Here is a 17605-nt window from a genome sequence, read left to right as displayed (position 1 = left end):
TCCGCTGCTCACCGGCTGGAGCTTCTCTGCCGTTGAACGTTTCGAGGGACCCGGTACACCGTCGTTCCGGGCTTGGGCGGCAGGTCCTCCCGGACGGTCAAGGGCCGGATGAACTTGGTCCGCCGCTCGAACGTGACGCCCTCGATGGCGCCGTCCTTGTACACCGGGCCCACGAGCCGGTCGTCGGCGTCGCGGAACCCGACCCGCATCCGGTACTTCCAGTAGCAAGTGAAGTCTCCTGGTCTGCGGCAGCACCCGGGAGGGCGTTGCCGAATTGCACTGGTGCGCGAAGGCCGGTCGATCCGTGTTCATGTGGCGATGGCGGCGACTTCAGGGACGGTTGGCGCCTCTGGATCCAGGTCCAGGCCCCGTACCTGCCGCAGCGCCAGCGGCGCGAGTGCCGCGACGGCCATGACGAGCGCGCAGACGCCGATGACGTGCTGGGCGCCGACGTGGTCGGCGGCGGTGCCCACCAGGAGATAGGCCAGGGGGACGGGGACGCTCTCAACCAGCAACGCGTTGGCTTGGACGCGTCCCAGGAGATGGCGGGGGATCTTGATCTGGATGATGCTCTGCTGGGTGTTGGCGGCGGGACCGGCCATGAACGCGCCCAGCAGCACCCCACCGATCACGCCCGGCAGCGGCAGGCCCGCACCCATGGCCGCCGGCCCGAGCGCGAGCGCCGCGGCGCCCAGGCATCTGGTCCACCCGGCGCGGTGGATGGTGAGCGAAGCCGTTCGCGGTGAGGACCGCGGCGATCACGCCGATCATCACCGCCGCGATCGGGTGGCGCCCCGGTTCCTCGTCGAGGAACTCGTCCACCGCGTAGAAGACCTCGACCTTGTCGCCGTGGCCGCGCAGCCGGAAGCCGCCGTCCCCGAAGCCCTCCGGGTGCCGCGGCTCCTTCCCGGTCTCCAGGCCCTTGAGCCCGGCCACGTCCAGCGCCGCCCAGACGGCCGTGGACAGTTCCTGGCCCGCGGGGGTGTAGAAGCCCATGGCGATCACCGTAGCCAGCCCGCCCGGTTCGCTGTCGGCCGCGGCTGACGATCGCCCTGGTTTCGCCACGTCCGCCGCGGCGTACAGGCGATGCAGCTCATGCGGCTCTGGCTCGCGGGAGTGCACCCGCAGGTCGCGGTCGCCGACCTCGGCGACCAAGCGGCTGTGCGCGACTCCAAGAACCCCGGCGGCGCCGCCCTGGTGCTCACCGCCCAGCAGATGAGCAGCCTGCTCCACCAGGCCAAGACCGGGCGAGGCGACCTCTTATCCACGCCGCTGCCCCACGCCACCAACCCACGCCGCACGCCAGACGGGGCCGGCCCGCGTCCATCGGTATCACCCCGCCCATCGACAGCAGCGGTCACCCTGCGTCGACGTGCGGGCAGACAGGGCGCTGCTGGTATCCGCCGGGGACATCGGCGCCGACCGCTGCCCAGAACGCCATCGAGTCGCGCAAGTGCCCGCCCAGGGTGTGCCACGACAGCCCGGGATGCTCCGCCCTCAGCGCCGCGAGCCCGGCCGCCGCCAGCCCGCACCGCTGAAACCGCGGTTCGGTGTAGGGCTGCTCTACCCACCCCAGTCCACAGGGCGGGCACACCCGGTAGTCGACCGCGAAGACCTCTTCACCGTCCAGATTCGCGGCCCGCTCCGCCACCGGGCGCGCTCGGGCGAGACGGTGTCCTGCCACGGGGTGTCCAACTGCGGCACCGTCGGCCGTCCGCCGCGGCGCCCGAGCCGGCCACCGGTGAGCCGTTCAAGGGCCTCCCTCAGCGGCTCACGCCCCGACACCCGACCCACCTCGTGGGCCCGTCCGGCCAGCTGCCGCGCTGCACGGCGATCACTCTCGCTCATGATCGGTCCGCGGCGTCCTTCGGGGTGCACTCGGCGCAGCCGGTCGCGGCGTGCACGCGACATAGATCCAGCCACTGGATCAGCTCGGCCGCGACCTCACCGACACCGACCGACCCGGTCGGCCGACCGGTCTCCGGATCGAAGGTCGGCATGGTGAAGCCCTCCCGCTGCACCACCCCCACCGACTTCAGCGCACCAAAGATCAGAGTCTCCGCAGACATGCCCACATCGTCCCGGAATCACAGCCCGGTAGCTCTGGAACGACCAGTCCCGCCAGACCAGCCCGCTCGACGCTTCCCAGCGGACTTTCCGTTCGCCTGCTACATCACCCCGTCACGATCAGGATGCGCGAGCCGGCGGCGGCCCGTCCCCGCGGCCGCCCCCTTGGGTCACTGGTCGAGGAGCTGGTCCAGGGCCAGCTGGATCTCGGTGATCTGCTCGGGGGCGACGGCGTCGGCTTCGTCGTCGCCGGCGTCGTTGTGGTGGGCTGGGGTGGCTGCGGGGCCGGGCAGCAGGCGGGTGAGAAGTTCGATGATCGCGTCGGCGTGTTCGTGGCGGAGGGTTTGCAGCCGCTGCAGGTAGCGCGGCATCCCGGCGGTGAGGTAATGCGAGCTGTGTTTGACCGTTTCGAGGCGGACGTGGGCGGTGCGGTGCAGGCTGGTCGCCGCGCGCCGCGGATCCTGGGTCGGGTGGACGACCACGTCGATCTCCGAGGCGATCGTCTCCGGGCCGCTGTGGTCGGGGCGGACGTACAGCAGGAACCTGGCGTCCGTGGTGGTGTCCTGGCTCCGGCCGGGGAACTGGATCTGCGCGCCGGTGACGGTGCCCTCCCAGCTCCCCGCGGGCCCGTGGACGTCTTGGAACTGCTGGTCCAGGACCGTGACGTGGTCGCCGAGCTGGACACCGCCGCGCTGGGCGAGGATCCCCGCGGACACGATGTCCAGAGCGTCGCTGCGGGCGTTGCGGCGGGCGGCGACCTGGCCGTAGGGGAGGTCGTGCTCGGCGCGGCACTGGGCCGGGCGCCGGGAACGTATCGCGTGCAGCGCCGGCAGGTACCGGGAGGCGCCCATGATCTCCAGATAGTGCTCCAGCCTGGCCGAGGCGGGCAGGTCCAGGAGGAACGCGATGCCGTCCAACGGCACATCGCCAGGCCGGCGCTGCTGCTCGTGTGCTTGCACGGCCAGCAGCAGCGCCACTACTTGCGCGCCGGCGAAGGTGTCGATCCGGTTCGGGTCCGTCTGGTCGCCGAGGGGGTAGGCGTCGGCGAGCGCGAACGCCCGCGACCACGCCTCATGCTCGATCGTGCCGGGCGGCGGCTCGGTGACCACGACCGGGTCCTGCACCCGCTCCAGGCCGTTCAGGACCCGGTGCACCACCACCCGCCACCAGCCCCACAACGCCCCCACGGGATGGGGATCCTGCTCGTCCAGCAGCACCTGCCGCAGATGCCGGTGCTCGGTGCCGAGGACATCGGCCAGGGCGGCGGGGAGGGTGCCCAGCGACAGATCCGCCAGCCGCCACACGGGGCTGCTGATCCCCCCGAACGGGTCGGTCGGGCTGGCGTCGGTCGGGCTGATCTCGGCGAGGGGGTCGATGGGGCCGACGGCCCGCGGCGGAACACCGGTCAGCCATGCGGCGTGATGGACCGCGAGCGCGGTCAGGGCCGCGACCTGCGCCAGATGCTCGGGCGGCGCCTGCCGGCCAGGGCGCCGGCGCCGCCGCACGGCCTCCTGCCGGTCCAGGGCCAGCAACTCGGCGGCGCGGCGGCGTGCCGCGGCCCATGCCTGCGCGGGGCCGCCCAGCTCCGCCGCCCACGCGGCGTAGCCGTCGGCGGCGTCGGCCGGGCACAGACCCTGGTGGCCGTCGGGGCGCCCGTCGCGGTAGGCGGTGGCCGTGACCATCCAGCCTCGAGCGCGGGCATCGCAGGTCACGGCCGCCGGAGCCCCCAGGACCTCCATACCGCATCTGCCGCACTGCAGCCGAAACACGCGCTCACCGCTCATCACCGCATCACCCGCACCGCGCTCGATCCGCGCTCGATCCGCGCTCCCCCTTCAGCCTGCCGCCCCGGGCCGGGCGGGGCAAGCAGCCCACCGGCACCGGGCCGCCGACCGGACCTGCGCGCCGGCGGAGGCGTGCTCGGGGCCGCGAGGACGTGACTCCTTGGCGAGGGCGGATTCCTTGGTGAGATGGGGCGCCCGCCCGCGCCCGGCGCCGGCTCCGGCGTCGTCAGCGTCTGCCTGCGCGGACGGATGCTCCCCAGGTCTGGGCGCGGGCCTACCTAGCAGGGGTCGAGGGGTTCGGGGGAGGGGGCCATCCGCAGGAACGCGGTGACGGGCACGTCGGTCTGGTAGCTGTGGCCGGCCGGGCAGCGGGCGGTGACCTCCTGCGCGCCCGGCAGCAGCCGCAAGACGACGCCGCGGCGGGCGTCGCATGTCGGGCAGTGCACCTGGTGCGGGCGGCCGCGGCAGAGCGGGACGCCCTCCTCCTGCTGGTCCGCGGAGGGATCGCTCACCCACCAGGTCTCGGTGAGCAGCACCGACACCTCCTCGGCGCGCAGCAGGCACCGCGGGTCGCAGACGCGGGCGCTGTCGGGGGCGGGTGCGGCCAGCACGACGGGGCTGGGGTCGGCCGGAGTCACCGGCCGGCCCTCAGCGCCGCCGAGGTAAATTTCCAGGGCGGGACGCCACCGGGCAGGTCGGAGGCCAGGTGCCACTCCCACAGCTCGCGTCGTTTCGTGCTCGGACCTGCAAGAAGGACCTCTGAGCGACAGCAGCCGGCATCGTCTCCACGGCCGGCAGGCCAGCACTCTTGACCGCAACAAGGAACTTCCCGACGAGCTGGTGGCGAAGACCGCTGGTGGCTGAGAGCGCGGCCATGGTCTGGGAAGATGAGCCCTAATGCCTTCCCCTCCTCAGTGGACTCCGCCCCACGCCCCCGACGCGCATCCCGTTCCGAGTGACGGACGCCGAAACTGCGGCGTGGTCGAGAAGACCGTCCTCCGCCGCCAGTGGGACCCTGAGCAAGGGCTGCCGCCGGCGAGCCTGATCCACGCGATCGACCGGATCGCGGGTCTGCCGGTACACCTCGCCTCACGCCTGGCGACCTGGCTGGACGGCCTCTGGCTGGGCGAAGGAGCGGTGCCGGATCTGGACAGCCTGTGGTTCTTGCGGGGGCAGTTCGTGCAGGAAGGCTCGTCGATTCTGTGGGATCACGAGCCGGCCGCGGTCGTCGGCCGCACCATGGTGGTAGGCACCGGCGACCACTTGAGCGTCAGCCTCGTCGACCAGCATGAGCTGGGACACGTGTTCGACGCGATGGACGAGATGTCCGCCCGGCCGGATTGGCAGACGATCATGTGGCGATGCAGCCCGCTGGTCCTGCATCCCCGCTACCGAGATCCAGCTGAGCTTTGGGCAGAGGCCTACGCACATCTGGCCACCGGAGAACTGCGCCGCCTGACCCGCCTGCTCGGAGGGAACAGCGAGGCCATGGAGATGGTGTGGGCGTACTATAGGTACCAGCTCGGTCTGGAGGTGGGCCCCAAGTGATCCCGGTCATCGACCGCAACGGCGTCGACGTGCTGATGCCTCACGCCGCTGGGCACGGCGCCGAGCGGATCACCCCGGACGACCCCCGCTATGGCGACCTCAAGGCGATCGCCGTCGACCTGAACGTCCCTGATGATCCGGCCGCAGACGCAGCCCCTGGGGCAGAGCTGGAAGCGCGCTACCGGGCCCGCGACCACGCCGCCTAATGGGAGCTGCCGGGTCGTAGAGACTGGGTAGCCGTAGCCGCCAGCAGGTGAGCACTCTCGCCGCCGGAAGCGTCCGACTTCTGTGGTCAGACCGTGCCCCTGCTTGCCGGCCGGGAGGCCAGACCGTTGATGGGGGGGGCGTGCCCGCCGATCGAGGTGTGAAGGCCGCGTGCCGTGCCTTTCGCAGGCTGCAAGGAGCGAAGTGCCTGACCAGGAGGACGAGTTGCTGCTGACCGGCGATGACTGGGCCGAAGACCACCATGATGTCGAGGTCCAGGACGAGGCCGGCCGGAAACTGGCCGCCGCGAGGGTGTCCGAGGGTGTGGAGGGGATCGCCAAGCTGCACGAGCTCGTCGCCAGGCACGGCGGCGGAAACCTTGACGCCGCCGAGGTCGTGGTCGGGATCGAGACCGACCGCGGCTCGTGGGTGCAGGCCCTGATCGCCTCCGGCTACGTGCGGCAAGGCCACGTGTCCGACGGGGGCGGTGACGAACGGCCCCGGAGCGCCGGGGATGCTGGGGTTTGACCGCCCAGCCGGTCTTCCCGGGCCCTCTGGCCCGCGAGGTCAGTGGCCCTCCCGGTGGCAGGCGTGGGCGAGGAGCCGGTGATGGAGAATCTTGCCGTTCGCGCAGATCCAGGTGCGCCACGTCTTTGGGGGAGGCGGCCCGGAAGGAGCGCTCCCGGGTCTGCTCGGCCGGCCCGAGCAGTGGGTGCCGCGCAGCGTGTGGTGCTCGGCGGGGTACAGGTGCTCGCAGGTGACCGTCTCGACGCGGGCCTGCCCGGGGCGGACCTGGGCGGCCTGGGCGGCAGAGACGGCGGCTGGGGTCGCGGTTGTGGCGAGCGCGGCGGCGATCAGGACGGTGGCACGACGCATCACTTCATCACCCCCAAGAGTCGATTAACTACTAAGAGCGATAATCGTGGAGTCGCCCGCGCAAACCGTCTCGGAGGTCGGGTCGCCGGCGAGCGGGCCGGTGGTGTGGCTGTTCGTGTGCGGTGATCGCCCCTACTGGTCCAGACCTCATGTCCGCGGCGGAGGGCCGCCGGGCCAAGGACGTTTCGCCTGCCGCCTCCTCGCTGTACCTTCCGCAGCAACAAACTCTCAACTTGAGTTTGAAGTTCTCTGTCTGTGGGGAGGTAAGATGGTGATCGTTGGAAGTGGGATCTGACGAGGAGGTGGTGACCATGCTGACCCCGCTGGACAACCTGTTCGATGAGGTCGAGCGGCAGTTCGACCGGCTGCGCACCGCCACCGGCCTGGCCGGGGCTGGGGTGCCCATGGACGGCATCCGGCGCGAGGGCGACGTGCTGCTGCGGTTCGACGTGCCGGGCATCGACCCCGACTCCATCGAGATCACCGTCGACCGGGGCGTGCTGTCGGTGTCGGCCAGCCGCACCGAGGACTACGGCCAGGACACGCGGGTGTTCGTGCGGGAGCGTCCGATGGGGACCTTCACCCGCCGGGTGTACCTGAGTGAGCACCTGGACACCGAGCACGTCGAGGCCGCCTACGACAACGGTGTGCTGGCGGTCCGGATCCCGGTGCTGGCCAAGGCCAAGCCCCGCAAGATCGAGGTCGCGCAGGGCGAGGCCAAGGCCATCACCGGCTGATTGCCGGCGGAGCCCGGGCGGCGCCGTCTGTTTGGCGGCGCCGCGGGCTGTCGGCCGGGTTTCGCTCCCCGGCGCGGTCCGGGTGGACGCCGATCGTTTCGGTCACCTGCCGGACCGTGCCGGTCCGGCCCGCTCCCGTTCCATCCGCTCGCCGGCGGGAGCCGGTGCGGGAGTTCGGGGGTGTGCCGGAACCGGCGGGATGGACCGGAATCGATGCGTCTTGGCGGAGGTGATCAACTTGCTTACGCCCGCCTCCCGGAGGAGCACTGCCCCATCCCGGCAGGCAAAGCCGGCGTCGCCGCCGTCTCACGCCCTGCCCGTCGGCGAGCGGGCCGGTGCCGTGACAGCTGGTGTGGCCGGTGGTGTGGTGGCGGTGTTGGCGCCGGTGCCGTCTCCGGGCGCTCCCCCGGGATCGTTCCTGCCCGGTGTGCAGGCGGCGGGGGCGGTCTTGCGTGAGGGGCATCTGGTGGCGGTCACGCGGCTGGCGCACGCGGTCCCCGGCCACGCCGACGGCGAGGTCGACACCCGGCCGCTGCGCCCGCTGTGGCAGCGGCCCCTGCAGCCCTGGCGCGAGCCGTGGCACCGGCCCGAGCCGACCGAGGCCGCCGGTGGGACGGACCGACGAACAGCCCCTGCAGCCGCACTCGACCGGCGGGCCCGCCGCCAGACCCGGCGGCAGGCCCGGCGGCTGGCCGGGGCGTGCATGGAGGTGGGGGGTGAACCGGTCATGGCCGAGGACGCCAGGGTGCCGTTGCCGGTGTGGTCGGCGAGCCAGGAGGCCCACCAAGCTGACGCGGATCGATGCGTTGGTGGCGATGGCGCTGCAGGAGTTGCGCCAGATGAGCTCGCAGCAGACCGGGGAGGCGGTGCGGGTTCAGCTCGCGGTGGCCTACCAGCGTGCCGTGGAGGAGTTGGGCGGCCTGGTGGGCGCGGAGCTGCGGGCTGAGCTGCGGGTCCTGCACGCCCCGCTGGGGCCCGGCGCACCCACCGTGGCGGAGCTGCGGATCGCCCACGCTCAGCTGCACGGCTGGATGGAAGGGCTGATCGCCGGACGGCAGAGCCCGCTGGCGGCGGTCCCGCCCACCGCGGACCAGCCCGGCGGCGCAGCCGCCCGCCCCGCTGCCGGTCCCGCTGCCGGTCCCGCTGCCGGTCCCGCTGCCGGTCCCGCTGCCGGTCATGGCGCCGGACCGTACCTGTAAGGCGGCGGCAGAGGACCGCGCGCGGGGTGAAGACGAGACCGCGGTGAAGACGGGGAGGAGGTGATGATGATGCTGGTCCGCTACTACGACCGGCACGGGCGCCCGATCACCCGGCGCGTCTGGCAGCGGCTGGGGGCCCGGCCCGAGTACGCGCAGCTGGCGTTGCACGAGCTGACCGCCGATGGTTCCTGGCCGGCCCAGGTGCCGGGCGTCCGGCTGGCGGGCGCGCACCGGGTCGTGGTGGCCACGTTCTGGCTGGGAGTCGTCACCGATCCCCGCCAGCGGCCGCCGCTGATCTACCGGACCGTGGCGGGCGGCTACGGACCTGGTGAGCACCCGGTGACGGTGCAGCGGTGGGGGTGGCCCACCCGCACCGCGGCCCGCGCGGGGCACGGCGGCGTCGTCGCCTGGCTCACCGGCACCGCCGCCGCCCCTCCCGCCCCCTGGCCTGCCCTGATCGCCGGATCCCCCTGACCTTTTGGCTTGCCCTGATCTTCGGATTGCCCTGCCTCTGGACGCGCCGCCCGCCCCTGATTTGCGGGCTACAGAACCTGGAAGGAGAACCACGATGTCCCACACCTCGACCGTCGCCGGGCCGTCCAGCGCGACCTCGCCCTGCGGCTCCTCGCCCGCCGTGCCGCCGCTTGTCGATGGGCAGGTGGTGGTGGGCTCCTATCCCACCTACGACAAGGCGCAGCGGGCCATGGACTTTCTGGCCGATCAGGACTTCCCGGTCGCCAAGTCCGCGATCATCGGGTCGGACCTGCGCACGGTGGAGACGATCGTGGCGCGGCTGACCTGGGCGCGCGCCGCCGCCGGCGGCGCCGGTAGCGGCGCCTGGTTCGGGCTGCTGGTCAGTCTGCTGCTGGGACTGTTCGGCTCCGGCGCCAATCCGGTGCTGCTGGCGGTGGGCGGCGCCGTCTACGGCGCGCTGTTCGGCGCGGTGTTCGCTCTGGTCGCCTACGCCGGCAGCCGCGGCCGCCGCGACTTCGTCTCCCGCCGCGACCTGGTCGCCGCCCGCTACGACATCGTCACCGAACCCGACGTCGCCGACGACGCCAGGAACCTGCTGATCAAGCACGGCTGGCGCACGAGCTGAGCGCTGTGTCGCGGCTCCCGCGCGGTCGGTGCCGGCCGGGCCACGGGCCGCCGTCTGCCTTGGCCCACTCCCCCCAGGGCCGGGCAGACGGCTCTCGCCGGTTACCGGCCTGGCAGGGGGGTGAGGTGGCGGCCGGTGCCGGGACCTGTCCAGGATGTGCGGTCAGGGGTTGCGGTCTTGCCGGAGCCGGGCGTTGATGCGCTGGGCTTCGGCGAGCTGGTCTTCCAGGATGATGATGCGGCAGGCCGCCTCGAGCGGGGTGCCCTGGTCGACCAGGTCGCGGGCGCGTTGCGCCAGGCGGAGCTGGTAGCGGGAGTAGCGGCGGTGCCCGCCGGGCGAGCGTTGCGGGACGATCAGGCGGGCGGTGTCGAGGCTGCGCAGGAACGCCGGGGTGACGCCGAGCATCTCGGCGGCGCGGCCCATGCTGTAGGCGGGGTAGTCCTCGTCGCCGAGCTTGTCCTGCAGCCCGCCGTCGGGGTCCTGCCCGGTCGTGCTCTGGTGCTGCTGGTCGTGTCGTTCACCGGCACGGGCCGGAGTGGTTGCCTTCACTGGACCTTCCGTACTGCCGTGGGATGGCAGTAACGACGACAGGGCCCCCGGTGCCAGACTGCGGCACCGGGGGCCCAGAGGTACAACACCATCTACAGGACGCCATGAGCCGGTCTTCCGCGGCGGCCGCCCAGATGGGGCCGGGGACGCGGGGATCGCGGATGCGTGACCGTAGACCACCGTCCAATCCGTGGAACTGCGGTACCCGCGCGGCGTGACTTCGAGCCTGCTGCGGGCGATCCCGATGGCGCCGAACCCTCCTCTCCTCGACATCACTACCTGTACTGCGTGTTTCAGTACCGCGTGTCCGGTACTGGAATTCTCGGTACTGCGTTTCTCGGTACTGCGTGTTTCCCTGCGAGCAGCGATTCGCTGCCGTGTGTCACTCCCGGCGGACTCTCGGCCGCCGGGCCAGCCGGCTGCCGGAGCCCCTTGCACTGCGTTGGCCCCGGTACGCCCGGCCGGTGTCATCCATCTGTTCCGGCAGTTCGTCCTCTGCCGCTTGTCACGGACTCGTCTCTGTTCGATGACAGGAACAGTACCCGCCGCCACACCGAAAATCTACCTCGATCACTACAGAGTTTCGTAGATCACATCGTCTGCTTCCCTGTGCTGACCGCGACCGCTCCGGCTCCAGCGAGCCCGGCGGCGGCCCCGGCGGGGGGGGCGCGGCGGGCTTCTCAGCTCGGCTCCGGCTGGGGGCCGTGGCTGGCCCACAGCACCGTGGCCAGCAGCTCGTCGAGTTCGGCCGGGTCACCGGGCACCAGGTGGGGGGCGTCCAGCAGGGCGGCCAGGCGGCCGATGTCAGGGTCATGGGAATTGGCGCGCAGCCAGCTACTGCCCGCGCATTCGGCCACCGCCGCCAGCAGGCCCCGCAGGGCCGCCGGTTCGACCGACTCGGGGCGGTGCGGCCCCATGTCCCCGATCGAGCCGGCAGAGGCGTCGGCGTGCACGGCGGCGTGCACGGCGGCGTGCACGGTGGCCAGATGGCGCAGGACGACCGCGGCGCGGCGGCGGGTGAGCGGGTTGGGGCTGTGGGTGTGGACGTAGTCGGCGGCGGTGCGGGTCTTGCGCATGATGAGCTGGGTGCTGGGCAGCACGGCGGTCACCTCCCCCGATGTGAACCGGCGTGGCCGATCCGGTGGCGCGATCGCGCCGAGGTCAGATGCGGCCAAGGTCCGATGCGGCAGCAGTCGGGTGCGGCAGCGGCCAGGCCGGCAACGGAACTGAGGGAGGCACTCGCCGGCCTGGCTCGATGCGCTGATGCTGAGCGAGACTCTTCCTGCCTGCCGTTCCTCCTCTCCGTCGCCGATCTGGTGCTGGGCTTGAGGTCCGACCCCTCCGGGTCGGCTGCGCCGCGTCTGAGGGGTCGGTGTCGTGCTGTGAGAGTTGATCCCCAGACCCCTGGGGCCGGGTGAGCCGTCGGCGGGTGCGTCGTGGCCGGGCGTCGCGGGAAGCCGGGCCTTCAGGCCGCGGCGGCGGCCACCGGTCCAAGGGGCCGGGGGAAGCACGGCGGCGGAGGCGAGCGGAGGTGCGCGCTGGCGCCCGGGCCCGCCGGGGGCGATGGCCGGGCCCCTGCCCGAGAGGCGGCCAGAGGCCTGCGGCACCCGATATCTCCACGGCCGCCCGGTGGGCGGAGTGTTCGCGGGGGCGGGCGGCCCGGACCGTGCGGGCGGCGCGCCATAACTCGCCGCGATCAGCGCGTCGAACTCCTCGCGCAGCCACTGATCGTCGGCGCAGATCAGCTCCGCGAACTCGCAGCCGACCCGCCGCGGCAGCTGCGTCGGGGCCATGCCCTGCACGTCGATCACTCCCCGGAACCTCTACCAGCGTCACCAGGTCAACGACCGAAACAACTTCTCTATACCCACAGCTGCAGGAAGATGTCAAGGATGCACCGGGAACACGCGCGACCGCGCCGGGAGCATTCGCGGCGACGTCACCGGGGGCGCCCGTTCGTCACCGTCGGCTCAGCTCTCCAAACGCACCCACGCTGCCGACAGGAACAGGGTGACCTGGCTGGACGCGCTGCCCACCGGCCGGGCGCGTCCCGCTGCAGAGCCGATGGTTGACGAACACGGCGGCATGGTATCTATAATTTCAGTTGCAGGTTCCTTCCTGCCAGGTAGAGACAGTCCCGGGCATGGAGGCCCCGGGGGTTCATCGGAGGTGAGCGAGCGATGCTGCTGACGTCGATCGACCCGTTCGTGCAGGAGTTCGAGCGGCAGTTCGACCGCGCGGTCCGGCAGGCCGGCCTGAGCGGCCGCGGCGAGGGCGCGGGCATGGCGATGGACGGGATCCGCCGCGCCGACGACGTCGTGCTGCGGTTCGACCTGCCCGGGATCGACCCCGGCTCGATCGAGGTCACCGTGGACCGCGGCGTGCTGACCGTCAGCGCCCGGCGCGAGGAGGAGTTCGGTGAGGGTGAGCGCGTCTTCGTCCGCGAGCGGACGATGGGCACCTTCACCCGGCGGGTGTACCTGTCGGAGCACCTGGACGCCGAAGCGATCGAGGCCGCCTACAACAACGGCGTCCTGGCCGTCCGCATCCCGGTCCTGGAGCAGGCCAAGCCCCGCAAGATCGCCGTCCAGGCCCAGAAGGCGATCGGCAACTGACGGCGAACCGGAACGGCCGCCCAGTCACAGATCCGCCCCAAGGGACGGGCTGTCATCGCAACGGCACCGCACTAGCGGCTCCGCACCGGCGGCTCTACCCGGCGCCTGCCGGGCAGAGCCGCTACCGGTTTCGGATCGGGAGACCCGGCGACAGCCCGCCAGACGCGGCCCCGCCCCGGCGAGTGCGGTATTCAGGGTCACACCAGCACCACCGCACCGCGGCGGCGGGGCCGTTCCCCACCCGCGTGCGACCTGGCGCGAGCAGGAGGAAGCGTGGGGACGAGGAAGGAGGACAGCGGGTGAAGCTGCCGATCGACGATGAGTACGCGGCGCTGTTCAGCGTCGGGCAGGTCGCCGACATGCTGCAGGTGCAGCAGGCGTTCCTGCGCCGCATCGACACCCAGCAGGTCGTCTCGCCGCAGCGCTCGGCCGGCGGGCAGCGCCGCTACAGCCGCGCCGAGATCGGCCGCATCCAGCAGGTCGTCACCATGATGGACCAGGGCATGACGCTGCCGGCCATCCGGCGGATCTTCCAGCTCCAACACGAACTCGACCAGCTCACCCGCGAACGCGACGACCTCGCCGCACGCCTCACCGCCCTCGACCAGCGCCCCACCGGCCCGCCCGCTCGCCGGCCCGGCCGCAGCCCAGGAGGTGAGTGACACCATGACCCAGTCACTGACCGCCCCCAGGGATGACGACGCCATGTCTCCAGCCGCGCCGCACTGCCTGGGCATCACCACCAGCCACCGCGGCGACACCATCATGATGCTGCTGACCGGGGAACTCGACATGGCCGCCGACGACCGGCTTCGCGCCGCCGTCGGCACCGCGCTCACCGACCGGCCCCGCACCCTGGTGGTGGAGATGTCCGGACTGCAGTTCCTGGACTGCACCGGCCTGTCGATCCTGATCTGGACCCGCAACCAGCTGCACCGCCATGGCGGCACCCTGCAGATCCGCAACCCGCGCCCCAACATCCGGCGCGTGCTCGACCTCGGCGATCTGACACCGCACATCGTCTAACGCCGCACATCGTCTGACACCGCACATCGTGTACATCGCTGACGGCGATCTCACCGGCAGGCGCGCGCTCCTTGGCGACCGAGGCGGTGAGCGCCCACCGAGCGTGGTTCGACGACCTAGCCGATGACAATGACGCCGGTGAGGGCTCGGGCGGCGGGCGATGGTGACGAGCTGTGCATACTCGTCGAGTCGCGCCACCGGGATGGGCGGGGCTTGGTAGGCCTCCGTCGTGACTGGCGAAAGCCCCCGGGGACCACTCGCCGGTTGGGTCCCCGAGGGGCTTCTGCCTTCTCCGGTCGGGTCGGCCTCTCGCGCTCCGGCCCCGGGGGGTAACCGGGCGCGGGGAGCCGGTGTGACCGTGACTGGCTCCTACCATGCCCGCGGCAAGAGCCGTCAAACGTCAGGGCAAGGAGTCCGGCCCGCGCGGACACGCTGTTCCTCCCGTGTGCAAGGCGCTGCCGCTGCCTGGTGGGACAGGCAGCGGGCAGCACCTGACCGGTTGGCCGCAGAGTCCGCCAAAGAGTCGTTTATGCAGGCAATTCGCGCTTTGCAGAGGACGGTCGGCGGTCGCCGCGCGGCTCTTGGCGGCCATCGTCGCGCTTGCAGGCGGTCCTTGGCGTCGGCTTCCCTGCGCTCGTTGATCCCGCTTAGTCGATCGAGGCGCTCAGGGGCAGGCGCAGGACCATGCAGGTTCCCGTGGGGTGGTCGGCGATGTCCAGGGTGCCGTGGTGGGTCTCGGCGATCTGGCGTGAGATCGCCAGGCCCAGGCCGGTGCCGTGGGGGTCGGCGCGGCGCGCGTCGGGGCGGCGGTAGAAGCGTTGGAAGACGGTTTCGCGCTCGCCTGCGGGGATGCCGGGGCCGTCGTCGATGATCCGCACGATCGCCTGTCCGGTGTCGCGCTCCTGCCCGGTGTCGCGGTCCTGTTCGATGGTGGCCGAGACCTCGATGCGGGTGCGAGCGTGCCGCTCGGCGTTGTCCAGCAGGTTGGCCAGCAGCCGGATCAGGCGAGAACGGGAGCCGTCCACGACGGCTGGGTGGTCCAAGTGCACGTCCAGGGTGTGCCGGCAGGGGCGTTGCCCGAGCAGGTCGCGGATCAGCCGGCAGATCTCCAGCGGTTCGGTGCCGATGGGGGCGCCGGCGTCCAGTCGGGCCAGCTCCAGCAGGTCGGAGACGATGTCGCCGAGGCGTTCGGCGTCTTGCAGGGCGGCCTGCAGGACCCGGTGCGAGTCGACGTCGGGGTCGGCCAGGGCCTCCTCCAGCCGGGTCTGCAGCCCGGTGAGGGGGTTGCGCAGGTCGTGGGAGGCGTCGGCGACCTCCTGCTGCTGCCGCGCGAGCGTCTCGCGCAGCGCCTGGATCGCGTGGTGCTTGTCCGCCCGGGCGTTCCGCAGCTGGCGGTTGACCTCCTGAAGCTCGCTGGAGCGGGCATACACCTCTCCCTCGATCTCCAGGAACCGGGCGGGCCCCTCGGTGGTCGAGGGCGGCTCACCGAGTTGCTCGATGAACGCGGTGATGTCCTCGACCCGGTGCATGATCAGCGAGACCTCGCCGTCCGGGCCGAGCAGCGGCGCGTTCACGGTGCTCCAGAACCGTTTGTCGCTGTGTCCCGGGCGGTCGGGCGCCGGGAGCTCGTAGCGCGTCCAGGGCATCACGTAGGGCTGCCGCTCGGCGACCACCCATTCCAGCGCGGCCCGCCAATGCCGGGCGTTGGCGCCGGCGGCATCACCGGGCAGCACCTCGAAGACGTTCCGGCCGACCAACTGGTCCCGAGGCCGCCGCGCGAGCTGCTCGTACTCCCGGTTCACCGCGACGAGTACGGAAACAAGCGGACCGTAGCGCACCGGAGTAGGGACACTCCGCTGCTTCACAGACCTCTGCATAGATCCCCGAAAGCCCAGCACAACCGTCCATACGACTTCGGACATCGACACAGGCAGCGTCCTTTGCGCGCGCTTGTCGCCACCTACGCGCGGGTTTGCTCAGTTTGGGGTACGCCAGGGTGGTGGAGGTGGACTTGGCGGCAGTGTTCGACGAGCTGCCGGTGGCGTGCGCGCTGATCTCGCCCGCCCTGGTGTTCGTGTGCACGGCGGTGGAGTCGCGGCATGGACGGCGAGCGGGTGCAGGTCATCGAGCGGGGCGTGCTGACGGCTTCGGATGAGGGCTGGGCGGTGGCGGTTCGGCGGGCGCAGATGATCGGGCCGCTGACCGCCGGTCACGGGTGGGGGCTGAGGCCCCGCACGCCCACCCGGCTCGAGGAACCGCGGGCCCCCACCCCGCTACGACGTCGGGAAACCGTCAAACGCGAGCTCACCATGACCGAGCACCAAGATCGAAGAGGTTGAAGAACAAGCTGAGGCAGTCAGGGTTGCAGTTCGGACCAGCCGGTGTCCTGGAGCATCTGACGCAACCCCGCGTTGCTGCCGCTGTATCGCTTTCTGTTCAAGAACAGGGCCGGGACGCCGTCGTCCACCACCAGAAGCCGGCCAAACGTGCGCTGCGACACGTAGGTGCGACGCCACCCCCCGAGCATCCGCTTCGCCAGACCTTTGCGCATGGTGGAACAGCGCTTCACCTCGATGCTGTATCCGAGAGTGGTCTCGCCAGGCTCAACGAGCCAGCCGTCTCCGACGAAGTGCTGCTGATCGAACCGGTAGAGAATGTCCTCCTCGCCTGGCCAGGGCCGTAGCTTTTCCGGGGGCCCGTGCAGCTGATGCTCGATGACGACGAAGGCATCCGCCACGCGTGCCGCGCGTCGCTGCTGCCTGTTGAGTTCCACGACCGCCAAAGCCAGTTGCGGGGCAGCCGCGGACAAAACCTTCAGTGTCAGGCTGCGCTCACGTGACACGCTGCTCCTCCGCAGAGCCAGGGGACACCGTCTACGCCGACTGTAAGGCGAGCCGTCCGAGGTCGTCGACCAGCCAGGTCGAATATCCGCTTGGCGGGTGCGGCGCTGCTTGTGAGGCGCGTCCAGACCGCCCCGCAGCATCGCATCGATCAGTAGCCTCGATCCGGCCGCGTCGCCACCCTGCCCACCCGTGCGCTCGCCCAGCACGGCACCATCGACGGCCCTCACCGTCGACGAATGATCCCCACCGAGCCGTGCAGGAGTCTTCGGACATCCATGCAGCCGACTTCGGAAATCGACAGCCCGGGACTGCGGCCCAGGTCGAGGTGTTCCGTAAGAGTGTTCCGCGAACTGTCCCGGTGACGGGGGGCTGTCCGGAACACTTGAGGACGTGAACACCGCGAACTCAGCGCCCTCCGACGCGGCCCCCGGTGCCGTCCGGGTCGGGTACGCCCGCTGCTCCACCGACGAGCAGGACGTCGTGGTCCAGACCGAGCAGCTCCTCGGCCTCGGCGTCCCGGCCGATCGGATCTACATCGACCCGGGCTTCTCCGGGACCACCCGCCGCAACCGCGGCGGCTTGGACCAGGCCCTGGCGGCGGTGTGGCCGGCCAGCGTGTTCACCGTGACCAAGTTCGACCGGTTCGCGCGCAACATGGCCGAGGCCAACCAGATCCTCACCGACCTGTCCGACCGACAGGTGCTGTTCGGGCTGGGCGGATCGGTCTACGACTGGAACGACCCCTTCGGCCGGCTGTTCCTGCAGACCCTGGCCATGGTCGCCGAATTCGAGGCCAACCTGGGGCACCTGCGCACCCGCGAGGGCATGGCGCTGGCCAAGAAGCACGGCAAACTCAAAGGCAAGCAGCCCAAACTCCCCGAGTCCGCGCGACGCTCCATCCGCCGCCGCTACGCCGAAGGCGAGGTGTCGCTGGCCGACCTGGCCACCGAGTACAACGTCGGCCGCTCCACCATCCACCGCATCATCCACGGGCCGCCGACCGGGCAGAGCTGACGCCGACGCACGACCGGCCCCCGAGTCCCCCGAAGAGCGAAGGA

At 71.4% G+C, this 17605-nt stretch carries 24 protein-coding genes and 1 pseudogene; 14 read left to right on the top strand and 11 right to left on the bottom strand.

The features are described from left to right. Nucleotides 1-8: 8 nt before the first annotated feature. Both QP089_RS02470 and QP089_RS02465 read right to left on the bottom strand, forming a co-directional pair. Entirely contained in the window at nt 9-209 is a 201-nt protein-coding gene (locus QP089_RS02470) for a hypothetical protein (RefSeq protein ID WP_285909512.1), read from the bottom strand. A gap of 99 nt (nt 210-308) precedes the next feature. Further along, on the bottom strand, nt 309-659 hold the full coding sequence (locus QP089_RS02465; RefSeq protein ID WP_285909511.1) for an MFS transporter: 351 nt from the start codon (nt 657-659) through the stop codon (nt 309-311). Between QP089_RS02465 and QP089_RS02460 the strand changes: the two genes are divergently transcribed. Both QP089_RS02460 and QP089_RS48690 read left to right on the top strand, forming a co-directional pair. Next, nucleotides 658-1044 carry a hypothetical protein gene (locus tag QP089_RS02460; protein ID WP_285909509.1) on the top strand — a complete coding sequence of 129 codons (387 nt, stop codon included), beginning with the start codon at nt 658-660 and terminating at the stop codon, nt 1042-1044. The two genes, QP089_RS02465 and QP089_RS02460, sit on opposite strands and share 2 nt — an antisense overlap. Nucleotides 1045-1086: 42 nt before the next feature. Continuing rightward, nucleotides 1087-1230: pseudogene (locus QP089_RS48690) on the top strand (DUF397 domain-containing protein); the annotation flags it as partial. Nucleotides 1231-1357: 127 nt separating this feature from the next. Here the strand turns inward: QP089_RS48690 and QP089_RS02455 are convergent. From QP089_RS02455 to QP089_RS02440, 4 genes are all read right to left on the bottom strand, one after another. Then, nucleotides 1358-1684 carry a hypothetical protein gene (locus tag QP089_RS02455; protein WP_285909508.1) on the bottom strand — a complete coding sequence of 109 codons (327 nt, stop codon included), beginning with the start codon at nt 1682-1684 and terminating at the stop codon, nt 1358-1360. Nucleotides 1685-1844: 160 nt separating this feature from the next. After that, nucleotides 1845-2069: a hypothetical protein gene (locus tag QP089_RS02450; protein WP_285909506.1), complete on the bottom strand. Its 225-nt coding sequence runs from the start codon at nt 2067-2069 to the stop codon at nt 1845-1847. Between the two features lie 168 nt (nt 2070-2237). Continuing rightward, the gene (locus tag QP089_RS02445) at nt 2238-3749 is read right to left on the bottom strand and encodes a hypothetical protein (RefSeq protein ID WP_285909504.1); all 1512 of its coding nucleotides are present in this window, start codon (nt 3747-3749) and stop codon (nt 2238-2240) included. Nucleotides 3750-4129: 380 nt separating this feature from the next. Then, nucleotides 4130-4489, bottom strand: coding sequence for a hypothetical protein (locus QP089_RS02440; protein ID WP_285909502.1), 360 nt, complete (start codon nt 4487-4489; stop codon nt 4130-4132). Nucleotides 4490-4829: 340 nt separating this feature from the next. On the opposite strand from QP089_RS02440, the gene QP089_RS02435 reads away from it, so the two are divergent. The 3 genes from QP089_RS02435 to QP089_RS02425 all read left to right on the top strand — a co-directional run bounded on the left by QP089_RS02435 (nt 4830) and on the right by QP089_RS02425 (nt 6131). Then, nucleotides 4830-5399 (top strand): hypothetical protein, encoded by a 570-nt coding sequence (locus QP089_RS02435; protein WP_285909501.1) that lies wholly within the window; start codon nt 4830-4832, stop codon nt 5397-5399. Further along, nucleotides 5396-5605 (top strand): hypothetical protein, encoded by a 210-nt coding sequence (locus QP089_RS02430; protein WP_285909500.1) that lies wholly within the window; start codon nt 5396-5398, stop codon nt 5603-5605. Before QP089_RS02435 ends, QP089_RS02430 begins: the two co-directional genes overlap by 4 nt. 202 nt (nt 5606-5807) lie before the next feature. Further along, nucleotides 5808-6131: an IS110 family transposase gene (locus QP089_RS02425; protein ID WP_285909499.1), complete on the top strand. Its 324-nt coding sequence runs from the start codon at nt 5808-5810 to the stop codon at nt 6129-6131. Between the two features lie 39 nt (nt 6132-6170). On the opposite strand, the gene QP089_RS02420 is transcribed toward QP089_RS02425, so the two are convergent. Further along, a complete protein-coding gene (locus QP089_RS02420; RefSeq protein ID WP_285909498.1) occupies nt 6171-6479 on the bottom strand; it encodes a hypothetical protein in 309 nt (102 codons plus the stop codon). Nucleotides 6480-6763: 284 nt separating this feature from the next. Between QP089_RS02420 and QP089_RS02415 the strand changes: the two genes are divergently transcribed. From QP089_RS02415 to QP089_RS02400, 4 genes are all read left to right on the top strand, one after another. Next, nucleotides 6764-7216, top strand: coding sequence for an Hsp20/alpha crystallin family protein (locus QP089_RS02415; protein ID WP_285909712.1), 453 nt, complete (start codon nt 6764-6766; stop codon nt 7214-7216). A 350-nt stretch (nt 7217-7566) separates the two neighbouring features. Continuing rightward, nucleotides 7567-8415 (top strand): proteasome activator, encoded by an 849-nt coding sequence (locus tag QP089_RS48685; protein ID WP_353070432.1) that lies wholly within the window; start codon nt 7567-7569, stop codon nt 8413-8415. 63 nt (nt 8416-8478) lie between these two features. Continuing rightward, entirely contained in the window at nt 8479-8889 is a 411-nt protein-coding gene (locus QP089_RS02405) for a hypothetical protein (RefSeq protein WP_285909496.1), read from the top strand. Nucleotides 8890-8983: 94 nt separating this feature from the next. Further along, a complete protein-coding gene (locus QP089_RS02400) occupies nt 8984-9514 on the top strand; it encodes a general stress protein (protein ID WP_285909495.1) in 531 nt (176 codons plus the stop codon). A 162-nt stretch (nt 9515-9676) separates the two neighbouring features. Here QP089_RS02400 and QP089_RS02395 read toward each other — a convergent pair whose 3' ends face one another. Together QP089_RS02395 and QP089_RS02390 are read right to left on the bottom strand one after the other, a co-directional pair. After that, nucleotides 9677-9937: a MerR family transcriptional regulator gene (locus tag QP089_RS02395; protein WP_285909711.1), complete on the bottom strand. Its 261-nt coding sequence runs from the start codon at nt 9935-9937 to the stop codon at nt 9677-9679. Nucleotides 9938-10743: 806 nt separating this feature from the next. After that, nucleotides 10744-11163 (bottom strand): hypothetical protein, encoded by a 420-nt coding sequence (locus tag QP089_RS02390; protein ID WP_285909494.1) that lies wholly within the window; start codon nt 11161-11163, stop codon nt 10744-10746. A gap of 1080 nt (nt 11164-12243) precedes the next feature. On the opposite strand from QP089_RS02390, the gene QP089_RS02385 reads away from it, so the two are divergent. The 3 genes from QP089_RS02385 to QP089_RS02375 all read left to right on the top strand — a co-directional run bounded on the left by QP089_RS02385 (nt 12244) and on the right by QP089_RS02375 (nt 13704). Continuing rightward, a complete protein-coding gene (locus QP089_RS02385) occupies nt 12244-12678 on the top strand; it encodes an Hsp20/alpha crystallin family protein (RefSeq protein ID WP_285909492.1) in 435 nt (144 codons plus the stop codon). Nucleotides 12679-12977: 299 nt separating this feature from the next. Then, entirely contained in the window at nt 12978-13340 is a 363-nt protein-coding gene (locus tag QP089_RS02380; RefSeq protein ID WP_285909490.1) for a MerR family transcriptional regulator, read from the top strand. Between the two features lie 4 nt (nt 13341-13344). Further along, nucleotides 13345-13704, top strand: coding sequence for an STAS domain-containing protein (locus QP089_RS02375; RefSeq protein WP_285909489.1), 360 nt, complete (start codon nt 13345-13347; stop codon nt 13702-13704). A gap of 647 nt (nt 13705-14351) precedes the next feature. On the opposite strand, the gene QP089_RS02370 is transcribed toward QP089_RS02375, so the two are convergent. Next, nucleotides 14352-15569, bottom strand: a complete 1218-nt coding sequence (locus QP089_RS02370) for a sensor histidine kinase (RefSeq protein WP_285909488.1) — start codon at nt 15567-15569, stop codon at nt 14352-14354. A 234-nt stretch (nt 15570-15803) separates the two neighbouring features. On the opposite strand from QP089_RS02370, the gene QP089_RS02365 reads away from it, so the two are divergent. After that, the gene (locus tag QP089_RS02365) at nt 15804-16043 is read left to right on the top strand and encodes a hypothetical protein (protein WP_285909487.1); all 240 of its coding nucleotides are present in this window, start codon (nt 15804-15806) and stop codon (nt 16041-16043) included. Between the two features lie 17 nt (nt 16044-16060). Here the strand turns inward: QP089_RS02365 and QP089_RS02360 are convergent, their stop codons facing one another. Further along, nucleotides 16061-16546: a hypothetical protein gene (locus QP089_RS02360; RefSeq protein ID WP_285909486.1), complete on the bottom strand. Its 486-nt coding sequence runs from the start codon at nt 16544-16546 to the stop codon at nt 16061-16063. 391 nt (nt 16547-16937) lie between these two features. On the opposite strand from QP089_RS02360, the gene QP089_RS02355 reads away from it, so the two are divergent. Then, a complete protein-coding gene (locus tag QP089_RS02355; RefSeq protein WP_285909485.1) occupies nt 16938-17561 on the top strand; it encodes a recombinase family protein in 624 nt (207 codons plus the stop codon). Nucleotides 17562-17605 lie beyond the last annotated feature (44 nt).

Source organism: Actinomadura opuntiae, from assembly GCF_030283205.1.
Taxonomy (GTDB): domain Bacteria; phylum Actinomycetota; class Actinomycetes; order Streptosporangiales; family Streptosporangiaceae; genus Spirillospora.
Note: the sequence above shows the minus strand (reverse complement) of the source record. Positions and strands in the feature narration are given on the sequence as shown.